General features: G+C 62.9%; 1 pseudogene. It reads left to right on the top strand.

Going from position 1 to position 429, the window contains the following annotated elements:
• A pseudogene (locus LPA54_RS39650) lies at positions 1 to 429 on the top strand (sugar ABC transporter permease); the annotation flags it as partial.

Genomic DNA, 429 nt, shown 5'->3' with positions numbered 1-429 from the left:
GCATAGTATTTGTTATGTTGGTAGGGTATTTTGTGTTTTAGTTCGGTTTCTTCTGCGGTTTCGCGGGCGCCACCTTCGCCGTGCTGAACATCACACACGGCATGAACGAGATACTCGCCCTCGTACTGGCGATCCTCACCGGCACGGTCGCCGGCGCGATCCACGGCTTCATCTTCGCCAGGATCGGCGTGCCCGCCTTCGCCGTCACCCTGGCCGGCCTGCTGTTCTGGCAGGGCTTCATGCTCCAGATCCTCGGTGACAACGGCACCATCAACCTGGACTCCGAGGGCCTGGTCGTCAAGCTGACCAGCTACTACTTCAGCGACGTGGCCGCCGCGTACGGTCTGGCGCTGTTCGCGACCGTGGCGTACTTCCTGGCGTCGTTCTTCGACAACCGCCGCCGTGAGGCCGCCGGGGTGCCCTCCCGCC

This window comes from Streptomyces sp. DH12 (assembly GCF_020873895.1).
GTDB lineage: Bacteria > Actinomycetota > Actinomycetes > Streptomycetales > Streptomycetaceae > Streptomyces.
The sequence above is the reverse complement of the archived record's forward strand: the minus strand, read 5'-3'. Positions and strand labels throughout refer to the sequence as shown.